The organism is Streptomyces sp. NPDC006872 (assembly GCF_040635845.1).
Classification (GTDB): Bacteria; Actinomycetota; Actinomycetes; order Streptomycetales; family Streptomycetaceae; genus Streptomyces.
Window position 1 is genome coordinate 67557 of the sequence record NZ_JBEYIL010000020.1, and the last position, 14074, is coordinate 81630.

The 14074-nt window shown below is 63.7% G+C and carries 22 protein-coding genes; 14 read left to right on the forward strand and 8 right to left on the reverse strand.

Annotated elements, in window-relative coordinates; all coding sequences use genetic code 11:
• Window position 1 precedes the first annotated feature (1 nt).
• From ABZ725_RS41845 to ABZ725_RS41905, 13 genes are all read left to right on the forward strand, one after another.
• A complete protein-coding gene (locus ABZ725_RS41845) occupies window positions 2–805 on the forward strand; it encodes a hypothetical protein (RefSeq protein WP_358807597.1) in 804 nt (267 codons plus the stop codon).
• A gap of 12 nt (window positions 806–817) precedes the next feature.
• Window positions 818–1414, forward strand: a complete 597-nt coding sequence (locus ABZ725_RS41850; RefSeq protein ID WP_358807598.1) for a hypothetical protein — start codon at window positions 818–820, stop codon at window positions 1412–1414.
• Window positions 1415–1431: 17 nt separating this feature from the next.
• Entirely contained in the window at window positions 1432–1695 is a 264-nt protein-coding gene (locus ABZ725_RS41855) for a hypothetical protein (protein WP_358807599.1), read from the forward strand.
• Window positions 1692–2057, forward strand: coding sequence for a DUF2493 domain-containing protein (locus tag ABZ725_RS41860; RefSeq protein ID WP_358807600.1), 366 nt, complete (start codon window positions 1692–1694; stop codon window positions 2055–2057). Before ABZ725_RS41855 ends, ABZ725_RS41860 begins: the two co-directional genes overlap by 4 nt.
• Window positions 2054–2209 (forward strand): hypothetical protein, encoded by a 156-nt coding sequence (locus ABZ725_RS41865; protein WP_358807601.1) that lies wholly within the window; start codon window positions 2054–2056, stop codon window positions 2207–2209. The genes ABZ725_RS41860 and ABZ725_RS41865 overlap by 4 nt, the downstream gene beginning before the upstream one ends.
• Before the next feature lie 5 nt (window positions 2210–2214).
• On the forward strand, window positions 2215–2427 hold the full coding sequence (locus tag ABZ725_RS41870) for a hypothetical protein (RefSeq protein WP_358807602.1): 213 nt from the start codon (window positions 2215–2217) through the stop codon (window positions 2425–2427).
• 472 nt (window positions 2428–2899) lie between these two features.
• On the forward strand, window positions 2900–3565 hold the full coding sequence (locus tag ABZ725_RS41875; RefSeq protein ID WP_358807603.1) for a hypothetical protein: 666 nt from the start codon (window positions 2900–2902) through the stop codon (window positions 3563–3565).
• A gap of 151 nt (window positions 3566–3716) precedes the next feature.
• Window positions 3717–3914 (forward strand): hypothetical protein, encoded by a 198-nt coding sequence (locus ABZ725_RS41880; RefSeq protein ID WP_358807604.1) that lies wholly within the window; start codon window positions 3717–3719, stop codon window positions 3912–3914.
• Window positions 3915–4046: 132 nt separating this feature from the next.
• The gene (locus tag ABZ725_RS41885; protein ID WP_358807605.1) at window positions 4047–4670 is read left to right on the forward strand and encodes a histone-like nucleoid-structuring protein Lsr2; all 624 of its coding nucleotides are present in this window, start codon (window positions 4047–4049) and stop codon (window positions 4668–4670) included.
• A 134-nt stretch (window positions 4671–4804) separates the two neighbouring features.
• Window positions 4805–5137 (forward strand): Lsr2 family protein, encoded by a 333-nt coding sequence (locus ABZ725_RS41890; protein ID WP_358807606.1) that lies wholly within the window; start codon window positions 4805–4807, stop codon window positions 5135–5137.
• Between the two features lie 343 nt (window positions 5138–5480).
• The gene (locus ABZ725_RS41895) at window positions 5481–5660 is read left to right on the forward strand and encodes a hypothetical protein (protein ID WP_358807607.1); all 180 of its coding nucleotides are present in this window, start codon (window positions 5481–5483) and stop codon (window positions 5658–5660) included.
• 1204 nt (window positions 5661–6864) lie between these two features.
• The gene (locus ABZ725_RS41900; RefSeq protein WP_358807608.1) at window positions 6865–7119 is read left to right on the forward strand and encodes a hypothetical protein; all 255 of its coding nucleotides are present in this window, start codon (window positions 6865–6867) and stop codon (window positions 7117–7119) included.
• Between the two features lie 115 nt (window positions 7120–7234).
• Window positions 7235–7663 (forward strand): hypothetical protein, encoded by a 429-nt coding sequence (locus tag ABZ725_RS41905; protein WP_358807609.1) that lies wholly within the window; start codon window positions 7235–7237, stop codon window positions 7661–7663.
• A 101-nt stretch (window positions 7664–7764) separates the two neighbouring features.
• On the opposite strand, the gene ABZ725_RS41910 is transcribed toward ABZ725_RS41905, so the two are convergent.
• The 4 genes from ABZ725_RS41910 to ABZ725_RS41925 form a co-directional block, all read right to left on the reverse strand.
• Window positions 7765–8772, reverse strand: a complete 1008-nt coding sequence (locus tag ABZ725_RS41910; protein ID WP_358807610.1) for a hypothetical protein — start codon at window positions 8770–8772, stop codon at window positions 7765–7767.
• A gap of 2 nt (window positions 8773–8774) precedes the next feature.
• The gene (locus tag ABZ725_RS41915) at window positions 8775–9023 is read right to left on the reverse strand and encodes a hypothetical protein (protein WP_358807611.1); all 249 of its coding nucleotides are present in this window, start codon (window positions 9021–9023) and stop codon (window positions 8775–8777) included.
• Between the two features lie 445 nt (window positions 9024–9468).
• Complete coding sequence (locus tag ABZ725_RS41920; protein ID WP_358807612.1) at window positions 9469–9669, reverse strand: hypothetical protein; 201 nt, start codon at window positions 9667–9669, stop codon at window positions 9469–9471.
• A gap of 301 nt (window positions 9670–9970) precedes the next feature.
• A complete protein-coding gene (locus tag ABZ725_RS41925; RefSeq protein ID WP_358807613.1) occupies window positions 9971–11182 on the reverse strand; it encodes a helix-turn-helix domain-containing protein in 1212 nt (403 codons plus the stop codon).
• A 122-nt stretch (window positions 11183–11304) separates the two neighbouring features.
• On the opposite strand from ABZ725_RS41925, the gene ABZ725_RS41930 reads away from it, so the two are divergent.
• Window positions 11305–11970, forward strand: a complete 666-nt coding sequence (locus ABZ725_RS41930; protein WP_358807614.1) for a hypothetical protein — start codon at window positions 11305–11307, stop codon at window positions 11968–11970.
• A 103-nt stretch (window positions 11971–12073) separates the two neighbouring features.
• Here ABZ725_RS41930 and ABZ725_RS41935 read toward each other — a convergent pair whose 3' ends face one another.
• From ABZ725_RS41935 to ABZ725_RS41950, 4 genes are all read right to left on the reverse strand, one after another.
• Window positions 12074–12271, reverse strand: a complete 198-nt coding sequence (locus ABZ725_RS41935; RefSeq protein WP_358807615.1) for a hypothetical protein — start codon at window positions 12269–12271, stop codon at window positions 12074–12076.
• A 12-nt stretch (window positions 12272–12283) separates the two neighbouring features.
• A complete protein-coding gene (locus ABZ725_RS41940; RefSeq protein WP_358807616.1) occupies window positions 12284–13081 on the reverse strand; it encodes a CHAP domain-containing protein in 798 nt (265 codons plus the stop codon).
• Between the two features lie 75 nt (window positions 13082–13156).
• On the reverse strand, window positions 13157–13468 hold the full coding sequence (locus ABZ725_RS41945; protein ID WP_358807617.1) for a hypothetical protein: 312 nt from the start codon (window positions 13466–13468) through the stop codon (window positions 13157–13159).
• A gap of 16 nt (window positions 13469–13484) precedes the next feature.
• A complete protein-coding gene (locus tag ABZ725_RS41950) occupies window positions 13485–14057 on the reverse strand; it encodes a hypothetical protein (protein ID WP_358807618.1) in 573 nt (190 codons plus the stop codon).
• Window positions 14058–14074: the final 17 nt, after the last annotated feature.

Below are 14074 nucleotides of genomic sequence, written 5' to 3' on the forward strand. Positions count from 1 at the left end.
ATTGAAGCGCATCGTCATCCTGTCCGACATGCAGATTCCCTACCACGATCGTAGGGCCCTGAAGAACGTGCTCGACTTCATCGGGCAGTATCAGCCGGACGAAGTCCATTCGGTCGGCGACGAAGTCGACTTCCCGCAGATCAGCCGATGGACTCGCGGCATGGCGGGCGAGTACAAGGGCGACCTTCAAGCGCACTGCGACGCGTTCGAGCGTGTCTTCGGCCGGCCGATCCGGGCCGCGTACGGCGGGCCCGTCCACTTCGAGCGGTCGAACCACATGGACCGGCCCCTTACCTACGTCCGCACGCGAGCCCCCGGCCTTATGGGCCTGAAGGCCCTCGAAGTGCCGTCGCTCCTGAACTTCGAGAAGTACGGAATCCAGTGGCATGAAGAGCCGTACGAGGTGGCCCCGGGATGGCTCATAGCCCACGGCGACGAAGGGGCGTCCTCGCGGATTCCCGGCGGTACCGCTATGGGCCTGGCCCGTAGGTGGGGCTACTCGGTCGTGTGCGGCCACACCCACAAGCTCGGACTTCAGCATGACCACACCATCGTGAACAACCGGATCACGCATCAGCGTTACGGCTTCGAAGTCGGAAACCTGATGGACATGAAGCGCGCTGGATATCTCCGCGCGGGACACGCCAACTGGCAACAGGGTTTCGGAATTCTGTACGTCGAGAAGAACCGAGTAACGCCTGTTCCGGTCATTATCCGCCCGAACGGCAGCTTCGTTGTTGAGGGCAAGACTTACGGCCAGAAGGCCGCTTCGCTGAGCATTGCTGACGGCCTGAAGGCCGCGTAGGGGGATACGAGAATGGCTATTGACTGGCTGAAGTTCCAGAAGGTCGCTGACGCGGTCGCGAAGAAGGTTTCCTTCGAATACCCCGGTATCGAGGCCGAGGACATTCGACAAGAGCTTCTTCTTCACACGGTCGAGAATCAGAAGCACTACGAAGACAACGAATACCCGGACGCCCAGATACGGATCCGCTACCGGCAGATCGCCACCAGCTACGCGGGCCGCGAGCGGTACGCGTACATCTATCACTCCGCCGAGTACGTTTACACGTCCCCGGAGATTCGCGCCCTGTTCGAGAAGGCCTTTTTCCAGCCGGAAATGTGGGAGAAGCCCCCGACGAAGGATGACGGAATCTCGGTCACGGCGGGGGGAACCGTAGTGGCCCTCTGGGACCTTGACCGCGCTTACGGGAGCCTGGCCCCCCTCGACGCCGAGGTGATCGAGAAGCGGTACGCCAGGGGCGACGCGCTCACGAGTGCCGAACACATGCGGGTCTCCCGCGCTATCGACCGGGTGACCCGGTTCCTGAACAACAAGGTGGTCAAGCGGCAGTCCGAGGCCAAGCAGCACGACGGCCCGCAGCTTCGACCGGCCTACTCGGCCGCCAACTAGTCCAGGGGGAACAGAAGTTGAGCATCACGACGAAGAGAACCGCCCCGGTGCGGGCCCTGGCCGTCTCGGCCGGCCTGGCCGTCCTAGCCGCCGTCGCCCTGGTGGCGTGTGACGCCGATTCCGCGTGTGCGTCCACCGGTACGGGTGCGCGCGTTCCCCGGCCCGCCCCGGCCCCGCGCGTCCCCACCCACACGAAGCCCTACAAGCCCTCGACGCCGAAGAGCACGGGTGGCAGCACGACGGTTATCCCGGTCCCGGTGTACATCGAGAGCGGCTGTTGAAGATCCTCGTAAGCGGGTCCCGAGACTGGACCGACGCCCGGAAGATTCAGGAAGAGATCTTCCGGGCTTTGTACGAGACGAAGACGCCGCACGTCGAAGCGGCCCTGATTCACGGCGCGTGCCCCACCGGGGCCGATGCCCTCGCCGATGCGTACGCCAGGGAAACCGGGATGCACATACTCAGCTTCCCTGCCGAGTGGAAGCTGTACGGCCGCTACGCGGGCTACCGGCGGAACGTCGAGATGGTCTCGACCATCCCTGACATCTGCCTCGCATTCATCCGCAACGGAAGCCGCGGAGCTTCCATGACCGCCGACTTCGCCGAGGAGGCGCGTATCGAGACCCGGAGGTTCCTCGCATGACCAAGCTGGACACGCCTACCGTCGTCGAGCTGGTGGCCGCCGCCACGGCGGTACACACCCTCTTCGAGGCGTATCAGGCTGCGGGCTTCACCCGTACCGAGGCCCTGGCCCTGGTTCGAGATTCGGTCCGCCCCGTGGGGGTGGCGCAGTGATACGCGTGATCATCGACAACCCGCACGCCTGCTACCCGAAGTTTCCCAGGGTGATCGAGGCCGAGACGGAAGAGCGGCTCGAACAGCAGATTGCCCGGTGCCTGTCCGGGATGAAGGGGCAGTACAGCCCAGCGAAGTACGCGAAGACGACCGTGACCCGCGTGCGCGGTACGGAGAATCAGACGGCCCGGTACGTCCTCGGGGCCGCCGGTGAGTGAGCCCGAACGGATAGTCGTCCTGGCCGGAAGCCTCGCCCAGTTCCGCCTCTGGTGTCGGGAGGCCGGCCACGACCCCAGGTCGCGGCACATCACCTACGCCCGAGACTGGACGACCCTGCGGGGCCGCCCAGGGGCCCGCGTAGTCCGTACCGGCACCTGGCACCTACGGCCCGACCGGGCCGCCCTCGAAGAGGCTGCGAGGTGGCTCGAAGGGGCGCCCGCGGATTCCATCCGCCATCCCTGATCCGGTAGCCTCTGAGGTGCGTTCCATCCAAGCCCTTCTTCTCGCTGACACGGTCGAAAGGCCGGGACGTGCGGCCCCCGCTTCGGCGGGGGCCGTTTTGCGTTGCCCTGATACTAGCATTGAATCCATCCCGTTTAAACGTTGCGCGTCATTCCAAATGCTAGTAACGTTCTTCCTGTCAGCGAGACGGAGCCCCAACCGGGGGATCCGATTAGGAAGGGAACGGACATGGCCCGCGAGATTACCCGCGAAGAGTGGCTTCACCAGGCGATCGAGGCCCTTCGGCCGCGGTTCGAAGAGATCGGCTTCCCCCTCCCCGAGAAGCTCCACGTGTCCGTCGGATTCGGCTACGGCGCGAAGCGCGAGAGTGCAACGATCCTCGGTCAGTGCTGGTCGACCCTGGCGAGCGAAGACGGCGTCAACCACATCTTCATAAGCCCGGAGATGAACGACGCGGCCCGCGTCCTCGACGTCCTGATTCACGAACTGGTGCACGCTGCCGACGACTGCAAGAGCGGCCACAAGGGAGACTTCGCGAAGCACGCGAAGAAGCTCGGACTCACCGGCCAGATGACGGCCACGGTTGCCACCCCCGAGCTTGCCGAGCTTCTCGCCGACCTGGCCAAGGAAATCGGCCCCTACTCGCACGCCACCCTGTACCCCATGGGCAAGCCGATCCGCAGGCCGAAGGGCGAGACCCCGGGCGAAGAAACCCCGGAAGACCCCGAGGACACCCCGGTTCACTCGGGCCCGAAGAAGCAGGGAACGCGCATGGTCAAGGTGGTGTGCAGCAAGGAATGCGCGTGCGGCGGAATGATCCTCCGCACTACCGCTAAGTGGCTCGAAGTCGGGATGCCCTTCTGCCCGAAGGGAACCGAAATGCAGATCGGCTGACAGCCCAACGGGGCCCCCTTCGGGGGGCCCTTTCGCGTTCCCGGAGACCGCCGCGAACCTAGCATTTGGAACCTGTGTTTAAACGTGCTACGTTTCTCTTGTCAGCGAGAAGCTTCGGGAAAGCCCGAAGCGCAAAGCGAAGGGGAATCCAATGCAGAACGCCACCGCCATCAACCCGATCGCCATCCGCACCTACGCGACCGCCGAGGCTGGCATGGTCGCTGTGGGAATGACCGACGGAGAGTTCTTCTGGCTTGCCGACCTGAACGGTAACCGCATCTCCGAGTTCGGAGGCAATCGCGCTCACTGCACCATCTTTGCCAAGAGGGCGTTTGGCCGCCTGGCCTAGTGGCCAGGAAATCCCCCGCTTCGGCGGGGGGTTTCTTCGTTTCCTGGAAGCTATAACTTGAAATTCTGTCGGCCCAAGTGCTAGGTTCCCAATGTCAGCGAGAAACGGCCCGAAGGGCCGGAAGGGAAACCTGTGCAGAACACCGATCGAGCCGCCGCCGCCATGGTGGCCGGTATCGCGGCCGGCGCTTTCACCCTGTCCTACGAAGCTCTTCGCGTCGTCTACCTCGACAGCACTCAGAACGACGATCTCAGCGTCATATACCCGCTGATCGTCGAGGGGTTCGTGACGGTCGCCGTATGGGTCGCCTACCGTCTTCGAGACTTCGGATGGCGGGCCACGGCCTACCCGTGGATTCTCGCCGGTCTCTTCTTCGCCTACAGCCTTTGGGCGAACTCCCGACCCGAGACGGTTCCGGGCTACGTGACCCGGGGCGTGCCGTCCCTGGCCGTCCCCCTGGCCGTCCACCTCTTCACGCACATGGTGAAGCGCAGGGGGCCCGTACAGGCCGAGCTGGTGGTCGAGGACGAAGAGCTTCCGGCTGACGCCCCGTGGCCCCTCTGGGAGCCCCCGGCGGTACAGGCGGCCATGTTCTCGACGAACGCCGTTGTGGCGAACTCGGTCACGGACTCGGGCCCGCTCATTCGCCGTTGGGCCCGCACGCAGGGATTCGAGGTGAAGGACACGGGCAGGATTCCTGAGCACATCCTTCAGGCCTACGCGAAAGCGCACGGCGGAAGTCTCGTCACTCCGTGACACGTCTCGGATGGTGCATGACGGGGCACCATGGCGGTTGCCCCGTCCGCACGATAAGCGGACTATGTTGCGGCTGTAGCTGTCACGCTGGTAAAAAGTCAAACATCATCGAATTTCCGAAGAAGGATGCGAGCATGGCGCAGAAGGTTGAAGTAACCCTGATCGATGACATCGACGGGAAGGCCGCTACTCAGACGATCCTCTTCGCCCTCGACGGGAAGACTTACGAAATCGATCTGAGTGACAAGAACGCGTCGAAGCTTCGTGACGCCCTGGCCCCGTTCGTCGGGGTCGGCCGCAAGGTGGCCGGGCCCCGACGGGCCGTTCGCCGTCTCGGCTCTGACAAGTCCGTTGTCGACTCCGGATCGATTCGTGAATGGGCCCGAGAGAACGGCTATGAGGTGAACGACCGTGGCCGCGTGCCCGCGAACGTCCGTGAGGCGTACGAGAAGGCCACCGCCGCGTAGCGGCCACCAGCTCGACCAGCAGGCCCCCGCTTCGGCGGGGGCCTTTCTGCTGCGCACGTTGTTCGCCCAGAGTGAACGGTGTCGCTGCGGGGTGACTGCATGGCCAGGCGTAGTGACCAGGGCGTTTGTGACGTGCTAGCCGTCGCGGAGCGCGTAGAAGATCAGGGATTGGGTGTCGATTGAGTAACGCCCCGAAAACACTGCTAGCTTGCGAAACGGGGCGCTACAACGGCCAGTGCATTAAGGCCCCTTGACATCAGTGGGGCCGCCCGCATCGTTTCCTAGGCGCGGCAGGCGGCCCCGCTCACTGCCCGTGCTGCAAAGACAGGAGACGGAACTCAGTATGCCCGCACTCAATGATGAGCCGAAGTTGCCGGGGCCGATCATCGGTGCCGTGATGTACGTCGGGGCCCTCGGGGCTGGTGTCCTTCTGGTGATCAGCGGTAAGGCGAACCCGGTTGAAGCTTCCGGCTTCGTCTCGCCGTTCCTGGTCATCTTCGAAGGGGTGAAGCCCCGGCGCTAGCCACCAGCTCGACCAGCAGGCCCCCGCTTCGGCGGGGGCCTTTCTGCTGCCCTCGAACAGCCCTCGGCGGCCCCGTGGGGCCCCGCAGGCTCGACCTGGCCCAAGCTCCCCACCGGCCCCGCGAACGGCCCCGTGAGGCCCGCTGGTTGCCCCTGCCCTCCCGGGCCGGCCCCCGGGCGGAACCTGAGATGTGAACCTAGATCTGTATCGCGTGTAAACGCGTGGGCTGCATCACCAAAACATAGGTTGCGCGATCATTCCCAATACTAGTAACGTCCGTGGCGCACGGCGTGATCTTGGCCGTGGCCGCGCACGACGGCCCAACGGATGGCACCGGGGGGAGACGACATGCCAAGGGAGAGCGGCCCCAGGAAACCGCCCTGCGGCCCCCGTGTGACAACCGGGGGAGTCCAGAACGTCAGCGGTATGAGAACGGCTCCGCTTCACCAAAAGACCGACCCCGTTAGCCCCGGGAGGTAGAGAACGAGAGGCTTACCGAAGTAGCTAGACGGATTGGGTGAAGGCAGGCCCGGACCAGTGCTCTCGCAGAGAGAGCGGGCATGCGGCCCCCGGAGCTAGCTACACATACCCGGCCCTGCGGCGAGGCTAATTCCCTCAATGCCGGTTCTGAATAGTGACGTACCGACTCGGGCGTACCGGAGTTCAGATCCCCTCTTGAAGTGAGCAACCTCCATACGTGGGGGGCCTATTGCTTGCTTCAAGGGGGGGTTCACAAGCTCCCCCCAATCTGGGCACCCGGAGCCTGAGAAAAACAGCAAGACGAAAGACAACAGCAACAACCCAACCGCCCGAGCTGCTAGACAGCGATTCCAAATGCTAGTAACGTTCCCCCTGTCAGCGAGAAGAACGGCAGGAAGGGACAGGACATGGCGAAGGTAAGGCGGGATCCCGAAGGACTGGCAAAGGCTATCGAGGCTGTCGGCTACCGAGTGGAGAAGCGAACCCATGGATGGCTCTGCTTCCCCCCGGATCTGACGAAACCCGCAGAATGGATAAGCCGGAACACTAACGGCCGAGGGCAGAGGAACAATGAAGCCGTAGCTAGGAGATTCGGGGCCCTGTAGCCTCGCTGGGGGGTCGGAGTGATCCGGCCCCCCTTCACCGTGTCAGCGAGAAAGAAGGCATAACTATGCAGGAGTATCAGGCCGTTGTGCGAGTGAGGCACCGCGGATTCGATCTGGCCGTGAACCCCTCGGCCCTCGACACCGTTACCGGAGTGCTCAGCGAATACGGGGCGACCGCGCAACTCTGGCCGGACGTCAGCGAGTGGACCATGACCGTGCGCGTCCCGACCCTTTGGGACGTGGCCCCGGTGGCCGGCCGGGAAGTCCGGACCGCGTACGCCCTGGCGAGCGTTGACGCCAAGGTTGTGCGAGTCGACGCGTGGAACGTCGAGGAGTGGGACACGGCGCAAGCCGAGGGGTCCGAGAGCGTCTGACCGAGGGCCGGGCAACCGGCCCTTTCCCTTTGCCTCGAAGCTAGCATTTGGCAAACCCGTTTAAACGCGCTACTGTCTCTCTTGTCAGCGAGAAACCGGGCCGAACGGTCCGGGGATGAAAACTCAAGAGGGGAACGCAATGAAGGTCTTTCGAGTCGGTGGAACGACCGACCAGATCACCACTTGCGAACTGTGCGGGCTCGAAGAGCTGAAGGGCACGGTTCAGATGATCGAGCTTGACGCCGACGGGAACGACTCCCTTGACCACTACTACGGGTCGAGCTGTGCGGCGAAGGCCGCCGGATGGACTCAGAAGGCCGTGAACATGGCGGCCAGGGCCGCCGACAAGGCGAAGAAGGAAGCCGCGGAAGCGGCCCGCCGGGAAGCCGAGTGGGTCGAGTGGAAGGCTCGCGAGAAGGCTAAGAGCTGGTGGCTTACCGAGAACTACGGAACCGCCGACCTTGACGAAGCGGCGAAGATTGCGCGAATCAGCATCGTTCGTCTCTCCTGCGCCTTCCAGGATGAGTACGAGCGTTGCCAGTAACAGGAAGAAGGGGCGGCCCATGCGGGCCGCCCCTTCTCTGTGTTGCCCCTGCCATCACCCACGGGGGGAGGCGACGACCGGGGCCGGCCTGAGTGCCGGTTTCAGTTGGCGCCGTTCTTCCGCTTCTTCCCCGAGGACGAAGCCCGGTGTCCTCCGTCCGGGGTGAACACCCGCGAAGCCATGGCGGATTCATACAGGTGCTCCGCGATGGCCCGCGAGAGCGCCATGCCCGTAGCGGCTTGGACGAACCCGAACTGGCCCGAGGGATTGGCTTCCAGGAACCACCACGTACCGGAAGCGTCGACAGCGAAGTCAAAGGCCGCGTACTCAAGCCCAAGCTGAAGCATCAGCCTCTCGACCTTCTTGATGAGCCCCTGGCTCATCCTCACAGGCTCGAAGCGAAGATCCTCCTCAGGCACCGCCCGCCAATCGAGCGATCCACCCCGGGACGTGACCTTGCAGGGGAAGAGCCGTTCCCCGATCACCGTGAGGCGGATATCGTGCACCTTCTCCACGGGCTGTTGGAAGTAGTGCACGGCTCGACGAACAGCGTCCGCGTCCGCTTCGATCTCCTCCGCCGTCACGATGCGAGCGGGCACGAATCGCTCGCTGTGGCCCGTGAGCGTCTTGCAGACGGCCTGCCCGCCATGCTCGTCAGCGAACGCGACCGCTTCCATGGGATCGTTCGTGTAGATCGTGCGAGGAGTGCGAAACCCGAGCATCGCCGCTTGCTTCAGCTGGCCCGGACCGGGCTTGGCTGCTGCGGATTTGAGCGGGTGATTCACCCACACGACGCCTTCGAGCCCGTATAGGAGGCCCTCAAGAACCGCCCGAGACTCGCCCTGCGCCCACCCTTCGGGGGCATCTGGATGCCACCAGAAGACAGACACGATCGAGGCTGAAGGCGTCGTTCGGTGCTCGTCGGAAATGATGAACCGCAGGGGATCTTCATCGGCGTACCCCGTCAAACGCAGTACGCCAGGCTTCACCAGGTCGGCAGGATTGATCCGGTGAACGTCCGTCCCGCGGTTGTCGAGTTCCCGAACTACGAGATCGGCGCTGAGGTCGCCGGGCGCAGCGACGACGAGCACTGTGGGAGGCAGGAGCATTGTCAGTCGTCGTCCTTCTTGTGGCCCTGGGCGTTGTGGGTGTAGGACGGCCCGAACAGCATCCCCAGGGCGTTGGTGAAGCCGCCGTCCTTCTTGACCGCCTGGGCGTCGTGCTCCTCGGCGACGTCGACCACCGCGTCACCGCGGAGAGTCACGTTGAGCTGCCGGGACCTGTCGTACGTGAAGGTGGGCGTCCGGTCGACGGGGGGCGTCGGGGACTCTACGAGGAGCGCAAACGGCGCAGTCGTCATGGTGACTGTCCTTCCAGGTAGACGAATGGAGCCTAGCGCGTGCAAGCCCGCCCCGGCCGTCCATCAAGGTCACGGCCGGCCGAGGCAAGAACAATCCCTCACCCGCTGTTGTCGATCACGGAACCCGTGAGGGAGTCATGCCCTGCCCTGCCGGGGCTGCTCGATCGTTGGGAGACAACCGATTCCTTGAATCCGACAGGACAGGAGTTCAGATCGATGGTTCGAGGTGGCCGTGAGAGCACTGGCGGCAAGCCACTGTATTCCGGTAGCCGCAGGTCGGGCACCCGTCGAGACCCGCACACTCCGGGCACCGGTATTCCCTGTGCCCGAAGCACATGCCGCAAATGGTTGCTATGGAAAGCCACCACTCATGGAACGTAAGCGGACCCGGCTCGTATCCGCGACGGCCCGCCCGGGGGCGAGCTATGCCGTTTGGGGACATCGGTCACCCCCCGGCCCGATGCGTGCACTGCCGGATGTTGCGGGCCGCCTCGAACCGCGCCGACGCGTCGCCGGCCGATGCCGCGCGATCGAGCTTCGCCTTCTCGTCGGTACATCGGGCGCAACCGCGCTTCGGCTTCGCCTCATACAGCCAACTGTCGAGATTCAGGGCGACCACCGGGCCGGGAAAATTCTGCGCCTTCATACGCCTGCCCCCAGAGCGGAGAGCGGGCGACGTAGAACCACCGGCGAAGGATGCGGATGTTTGGAGATCTCATGGTTGGTGCGCGCCACGACTTCCGGGAGCCGCGCGGCACGCGCGTCCTCCCGCGAGACGGCCTGAACTGCGCACGCGTGACACCCCTCAACCGGCACCGGCTCTAACGCCGAGTCCTGGGCACCTACCGCTTCGGACATGTCCTGTCCCCTCGCTGACACCTGGCATCCGAGATACTCCGGGCCAGGCGGCGAACCCAACAGGGACGTCCCGTCCCCCTTTTCGGGGCTTAGGTGGTCACCCCGAGGAACTCGGCGAGCTTGCGGAGACCGGGCGGTCGGTTCGAGGTCGCCCACAGATCGGTCACGATGGCCACGGCGAGCGTGTGATGCCGCATCCATGCCGGGGCAATATCGCGGAGCCGCGTAAGGGCCTTGACGGCCCCCTCGGCGTTGCCGAGGTCGGTGTGAGCGCGGGCAACGTCGAGGAGGAGCCAGGTACGCCACGACGGGGGAGTGTCGCCCGATAGGCGCATGCCCTTCGCCAGGGTCAGGGCTTCCTCGGGGCGGCCATGCTGCACGGCCAGGCGCACGCGCTCAATGCGCACCGAGGAACGGCTGAAGACGCTCACCATCTTGCCGTCGACGGGCGGGGGGAGCTTCGCGAGACGCTTCGTAGCATCCTCGGCCGTCTGCATCATGTCCGAGGCTTTGTCGTAGTCCCCGCTACGGGCCGCCGAGGTCGCCGCGGACATGACCAACCCACCCCATACGCGTACGCCCTCGGCCGTCGAGACGCTCTCATTCTCGATGCGATCCGCCGCGTAGACGGCGACATGTTCAGCATCGCCCAACCGGTTCTGTCTCTGGTAGTTCCACGCAACCGAGTTGGTCACCATGGCCCCCAAGAGGGGGTCCGAGGACTCCGACGCCGCGTTCATGGCTCGTTCGAGTGCGGAGAGAGCCAGGTCAAGCTTCCCTAGACGGATTGCCAGATGGCCGGCCAACTGAAGGGATTTCCCCAACGCGGCCTGGCCCTCGGCGCGTTGCGCCGAGCTGCCCACGGACGAAGCAAATCGCGCATCGTTCACGATGCCCGGAAGAACCTCCATCAGGGCCCCGAACTCGGCGTCATGGTAGAGCGTCCACGCTGCGGAGATCTCTTTGCGGAGGAGAGGCAACGTGAGCTTCTCGACCCCGGACGGGTCCGGCGGGGGCATGAACAGAGGGGGCATGACCGCGCGGCGCAGGGCGACCAGCTGAGGCGGGTCGGCTTCGCCGTTCGAGGGCACTCCGGGAGGGTCGCCGAGAAGGCTCGTCAGCTCGACGCCGAGGCCGCCCGCCAGGCCGTGAAGCGTCGGCAACGCGGCCGAGTGTCGTTGCCGCTGTTCGAGCTTCTTCACCACGTCGACTGACACGCTCGACCGGTGCGCTAGTTCCTCTTGCGTGAGGCCAGCCATGCGGCGAAGCCGCCGAAGCCGTTCCCCGAGATGCTCCGCCATGCTTCGAGGGTAGCGGCCGGATCAAGGGCCCGCGGGCCCGTGTAAACGGTCCGCACCAGCGGTCCCGCAGGCCTAGGCTGTCCAGTCGATCAGCGAGACGCGAGAGCCTCGGGGGCAAGCCAGTGATCATCGCCGAACCCTTCATCGGGTCAAACGACATGTGGAGTGCGCTCATCGGGGCGGGGGTCACCATCGTCGTTGGGGTCGCCGCCCTCTGGGGTGCCCTCTATGTGGCGAAGCCGAAGCGTCGAGTTTTCTGGGCGATCCAATCTGATACGCCACTCATTCCGCACGGGGCCGCGAGATCCTCGGTCACCGTGCTGTCCGGCACCAGGACACTTGCGAAGCCTCGACTTGTTCGGTTTGCCCTCAAAAACTCTGGGCGGCGCGATGTTGCAGAGTCTGATTTTGCGAGCGGGGACGACTCGCTTACATTCGATTTGAAGAACCCGATTGTTTCAATCATCGAAACGACGGTGGAGCCGACTACAGCGCCGGTCCCAGGAATCGACTTCACGGGGTCAGTCCTTCGAATTAAGAAGGGCCTCATCTCAAGTGGGCAGGCAGTAGAAATCTCGGTTCTCGTAGATGGTACTAGGGAAGAAATGTCATGCAGGACTTCCCACCTTTACGAGACGCCGACTAAAAGAGTTCACCATGAAAAATTTTCCCCGTTCTTCAAAAGGACGATCTCGGCAGTTTATGTCGGAATCATGGCCTCCGTTCTTGCTTTATCGATTGGTAAGTGGATTTTCGCCGCTCTGGAGGATATGATCAATAACAAATAGCCGGAACGAAGAAATTCCCCCCACACCCGGAAGGGTGTAGGGGGTTCGCGTAACCGTAGGCATGCTGACGGGCCGCGCGGAGGCATGGCGGCCCTACCTCGGGCTACTGGTCGTAGGGCGACGGCTCCAGAAGGGCAGACAGGGTCTTGCCGTTCTCGACACGCTGAACAACCTCACCGCCGAGGCCGAGAAGAGCCACGGCCAGGCCAACCTTTCCGCTCTCCTGATATGCGACCGCGAGACCGGCGAGGATGACGAGAAGCGCGTGAACGCGCGCGGGGGAACTCTTCAGGTACTTCACGGGGGTACTCCCTTACTTGGTTACAGAGAAGCCGTACTTCTTACCGAGGGCGGTAAGACTGGCCTTGCCGGGAATGCCGTCGTAGGGACGGCCAACACGAGAACGCTTCTGCCAAAGGGCGTAAGCCTTCACCGTGGTCGATCCGAAGGAACCGTCTTTGGCGTAGCGGGCTTCGAGAAGCCCTTCAGCCTTCAGGGCCGCCTCGACAAGCTTCGTAGCCGCCGGGCGCGAAGCGTGCCCCTGCGCCTTACCAGGGTCCGTGTTCGCCGCGTCGATGATCTGAGAAAGCGACACCTTCGGCTTTACCGGAATGGTCGCCTTGATCACGTCAATAACCGTGGCCTTCTCGTAGGCCGGACGGCCAAAGCCGAGAATCGTCGAGCGGTAGCGGGTCCGGCGGTAAACGCCGTCGCCGTTGGACTGGGAACCGGAGGTACCCGCCGAAGTGTTGGCCTCGATCGTCGCAACAGCAGCGCCGGCCGCCGACGCCTTCTCGACGACACCCACGTGATCGGCGACGCCGTCACCGTCCCAGTCGAAGAACACGATATCGCCAGGCTTAGCCGCAGCATTGCGCGAAATCCATTGACCCCGGGCCTTGAAGAAGTTCACGTGGGAAGGGCAGTAGGCGAATCGGCCAACGACGTCGAGATTGCCCGACTGTTCGGCCCAATAAGAAACAGCCATGTCACAGTAGGGGTTGTAGTTCAGGCCATACCAGCGGCCGAACTTCGTATCGTTATCCTTCCCTTCCTTGAAGCCGAGATCAGCAGCGGCGAACTTCAGGAGAGCGGCGGCGGTAGAAGCCATGGCGGAGCACCTTTCGGGCATGAAAAAACCCCGCCCGGAAGACCCGGAACGGGGTGAACGAATATGGGGAGACGGCTAGGGGAGAAGAGCCTTCAGTTCGTCGTGCTGCTGCACGACCAGGGCGCGAAGGTCAGCGATAGCGGCCGTGCCGGTCGCCATGCTGATCAACATCTCGCGTTCGGACTCCAGCCGCAGAACACGGCTCGTCAGCTCTTCGAGCTGCATTTCAAGACGATCAGCGCGAGCCTTCTGGGCTTCCGCCTCGCCCTTCCAAATCTCGGCCGTGGCGTTGTCCGCATCGGACCGCACACGCACGTACGCGGCCCCGAGGGCCCCGAGAGCGGCTATCGCCCCGAACGCCCAACCGGCAATAGCAAGGAAATCCATCTTCTTCCTATCCCGGTTACAGAGCGACCCAACGGGCCGCCATGCTCGGGCTGTTGTAGTTGTTGTAGGGGACGACCGTTGCGGCCGTAGTTCCCGTGGCCAGGCGAGTCTGAGTCTGCATTTGCAGTACGTCACCCGCAGCGAGGCGAAGCCGTCCACGAGCATGGGCGACCGTTACCGATCCCGCAGCGATCGGGCGGCACGAAGTGACGCCGACTGGGGTTCCGTTCAGGTAGAGAAATACGTTCGTGTTCACATGGCCCGGCGTATTCGCAGCCGTGTTAGTTGCGGCGGTAATCGTCACGCCGTAAGACCAGTCCAGCTCATACAAGCCGGGAGTCTGAACGGATATCTTGTCCGCCGAAGTGGCTAGATCAACCATGCTGTCAGTGTCGAACTTCTCAAGAGAGAAGTTATGCAGCACACCACTACCGTCAGTGGGAAGAGCCGAAGTGCTAGCGGAACCCCAAACCATTGCCAACGGCGGATTCAACAGCCAATCGAGAACCGTCTTCGTCGCAGCATTGAGCTTCGTCGAGGTGACCTTTTCACCCGCCGTAAAGGTCTGAGTTGAAGGAACAGTTGCCATGCGGATTCACTTTCTGG